At 63.9% G+C, this 3674-nt stretch carries 2 protein-coding genes; both read left to right on the top strand.

Features of this window, described 5'->3' with window-relative positions:
• The first annotated feature begins 75 nt into the window (after positions 1 to 75).
• On the top strand, positions 76 to 1827 hold the full coding sequence (rho, locus tag SY1_RS04105) for a transcription termination factor Rho (RefSeq protein ID WP_015556274.1): 1752 nt from the start codon (positions 76 to 78) through the stop codon (positions 1825 to 1827).
• A gap of 154 nt (positions 1828 to 1981) precedes the next feature.
• Positions 1982 to 3562: a LysM peptidoglycan-binding domain-containing M23 family metallopeptidase gene (locus SY1_RS04100; RefSeq protein ID WP_208872800.1), complete on the top strand. Its 1581-nt coding sequence runs from the start codon at positions 1982 to 1984 to the stop codon at positions 3560 to 3562.
• The last annotated feature ends 112 nt before the right edge of the window (positions 3563 to 3674 follow it).

Below are 3674 nucleotides of genomic sequence, written 5' to 3'. Positions count from 1 at the left end.
AAGGTGTTCGCTTTAAGGTGAAATTTTTTTGAGGTGAAAGACGATGAAGCACAACGAACAGAACTTGGAGCGGTTATGGTGAAGGTTCTTGACGAGAAGGCGGCGACCCCTCGCAGGAGGGGACGGCCGCCGCGCGTGAAGGAGCCTGCGGAGGCCCTTGAAGAGGTGAAGGCGACGCAGCCTGAGGAGGCGGAAGGTTCCTCCCCGGCGGAGGAGAGCGCGGTGGTGAAGGTGCGCCGCCCGCGGGGCAGGCCGCCGAAGAACGCGGCGAAAAAAATTGAGGAAGCGGAGACCTCCCAACAGCTCCTGCTCCTTCCGGACGCCCGGAGGGTGGAGGCGGTGGAGCCCTCCGAGGCGTCGAAACCGGAGGTGCCGGCGCCCGACGAACCGGTGGATGAGATGGAGGAGACGACGGCGTATGGGGCGGAACCTGATTCCGCGTCCGAGGCGCAGGTCGTCCAGCCCGTCGAGGACGGGGAATCACCGGCCCCTCTCGAGCCGGCCCCCGACGAGCCGGCGGAGGCACGGGCACCTTACGCCCGTGCGTCGGTTCACGAGGTGACGCCCCATCCGAAGCCCAAGCACACCTACTCCTACCTTGCGGCCCAGACCCTCACGGACCTTCGGAAGATCGGGCGGGAGTTCAACGTCGCGGGTCCCACCACGATGCACAAGGACGACCTGATCATCTCCATCCTGAAGGCCCAGGCGGAGAGCATGAACTACCGCTTCGGTGGCGGGACGCTCGAGATCCTGCCCGAGGGGTTCGGCTTCCTTCGTCCCAAGGGGATGCTGCCGACGGACAACGACGTCTACCTCTCGCTGTCCCAGATTCGGCGCTTCGGGCTTCGGAACGGGGACGTCATCTGGGGCCTGATCCGCCCGCCGCGGGACCAGGAGCACTACGAGGCGCTCCTGCGCGTGGAGACGGTGAACTTCTCGGACCCCGAGTCCTCTCGACATCGTCCGATGTTCGCCCACTTGACGCCCATCTTTCCCAACGTCCGAATCAACCTGGACTCCGGCCCTGGGGACTGGGCAACGCGCCTGGTGGACATGTTCGCCCCCATCGGCCTGGGGCAGCGCGCGCTGATCGTCTCGCCCCCCAAGGCGGGCAAGACGACGCTCTTGAAGCGCATCGCCAAGGCCATCTCCGCGAACTCGCCGGACATTATCCTGATGGCCCTCCTGATCGACGAACGCCCCGAGGAGGTGACGGACATCTCCCGCTCCATCGACGGAGAGGTGATCGCCTCGACGTTCGACCGCCCTGCGGACGAGCACATTCGAGTGGCCAACCTCGCCATCGAGAAGGCGAAGCGCCTGGTCGAGGCAAAGCGCGACGTCGTCATCCTCCTGGACTCGATCACGCGCCTGGCCCGCGCCTCGAACCTGACGGTCCCGCCGTCGGGCCGTACCCTGTCGGGAGGCCTGGACCCCTCCGGGCTCTACTTCCCGAAGCGCTTTTTCGGCGCTGCCCGAAACTTCGAGGAGGGCGGGAGCCTGACGATCATCGGGACGGCCCTGACGGATACGGGCAGCCGCATGGACGACGTCATCTACGAGGAGTTCAAGGGAACGGGCAACATGGAGCTGCACCTGTCGCGCAAGCTGGCGGAACAGCGGATATTCCCCGCCATCGACATCACGCGGTCCGGGACGCGGCGGGAGGAGCTCTTGATCCCCGAGGACGAGCTGGCCCGCCTCTGGGCTCTGCGGAAGCGAATCGTTGGGGTGGACGAGGCCGGGGCGCTGAACCTGATCCTCGACAAGCTCAAGCAGACGAAGGACAACCACGAATTCCTGATGTCCATAAAGCTGGCCTGACCCGACGCCTGGGGCGCGGGACGGAACTTTCGCGCGCGTCGGGCGATTATGCGGCATCTTGTGCTATAATTCACGTATCGTACTTTGTCTTATGACGAGCTTTGTGCCGGAACCGCATCCGCGCGCGGCGAAGGCATGTCGGGAGGAGTTGTCTTTGAGGACATTCGATCGTCGAACGCCGGATCGAAAGGTTTTTCCTGCTGAAGGCAAGAAGCGCAGAGGAAGGGAAAAAAAGGCTTCGCTGGACTTTTGTTGGGGTTTTTGCGTCGTCGTCTGTTTCACCTTTGGTCTGGCTTCGTTTTTGATGTTCTCCGCCTGGGAACGCTTTTCCGGCGTGGCGTGGGGCGGAGTCGAGGATCGGGAAAACGAGGGGGTCGTGGCGGAGGAGGGCTTCCTCGCGTTCGACGTGAGCGACATGCAACGCGATGACCTCCTGGCCGCAGCGCCCCTGGAGGTCATCGGGGAGGACGATCGGGAGGAGCCGATGGCCTCCCTCCCCGCCGAGCCGGCGGAATCCGAGGTCCGTGCCGAGGTCAGCGAGCTTCCGCTGAAGGAGGACTTCGGCCCCCTTCCCAAGTACCTGTCGGATTACGAGAGCATCGTCCTGAGCGCTCAGGACGACGGTACCCGCTTAGCGGAGGACGTCATCCCGTCAGACCCTGTCCCCCAGTTTGTGGAGGTGGGCACCGACTGGAAGGAGCACGTCGTCAAGTCGGGCGAGACGCTCTCGGACATCGCTCTGACCTTTGGCGGGCTCACCGCTCAGGACATCCTGAGGGCCAACGGGCTTAAGGACGCCAATCGCCTGGCCGAAAATCAGCTTCTCCTGATCCCTAAAGACGCGGACAAAATTGAAGAAACCCTTGAGGAGGTTCGCACGCGGCAGGCCCGCGTGGCGGCCCTGCGGGAGAAGGTCGAGCCTCTGAAGGTCTCGTCCTACGTGGTGGCCCAGGGAGACAGCCTGTGGTCCATCTCGAACTCCCAGAACATAGAGCTGGACACGCTTGTGGGCAGCAACGTCTTCAAGGCGACCCTGCACCCCGGACAGACCCTCCGCATCCCCAACCAGGAGGGAATCTTCTACACCCTGCGCAAGGGGGAGAAGATCGAGGCCGTCTGCAAGCGCTACGGGGTCGAGCTGGCCAAGCTGCGCCAGGTGAACCACACCGTTGACGTGGTTGCCCTGAAGCCGGGGGATGAAATCTTCCTTCCCGGCGCAAGGCCGGAGGCCCTGGCCGTCACCCACGAGGAACCCCTTAAGGCGGAGAAGTCCGCCCCTGCCAGGAACGCTGCGCCCAGGGTTGCGAAGAACGCGAAGCAGAAGGAGGCGCCTGGGGCCGTTAAGGCCTCCCGCTCCTACCGATGGCCGATCATGGGGCGGATCAACAGCCCCTTTGGCTGGAGGCGGCACCCCATCACGCGTCGTCAGGACTTCCATACGGGGATCGACATCAAGGCCAGCCGGGGTGCGGCAATTCGTTGCGCCCGGGACGGTCGGGTGGCCTATGCGGGCTGGATGGGCGGCTACGGCAAGGTGGCGGTCATCGAGCATCCGGGCGGGCAGTCCACGCTCTACGCACATTGCAGCACCCTCCTGCTGAAGCAGGGGGCGGCGGTGAGGCAGGGAGAGAATATCGCAAGGGTTGGAACGACGGGACGCTCAACGGGGCCGCATCTCCACTTTGAGGTTCGCAACGGGAACAGCCCGGTCAACCCTCTGAAATATCTGAAGTGATTCCACATTGTAAAGAAGACGGGGGTCAGAGCCTTTCTGGCCCCGTTTTTTATTTTGAGGCCGCCCCGGCCACTCGGCGGGGCACTGAAAGAAACACTGACTAATACCAATT

It is taken from the genome of Fretibacterium fastidiosum, from assembly GCF_000210715.1.
Lineage (GTDB): Bacteria > Synergistota > Synergistia > Synergistales > Aminobacteriaceae > Fretibacterium > Fretibacterium fastidiosum.
This window is presented reverse-complemented; position numbering and strand designations above follow the sequence as displayed.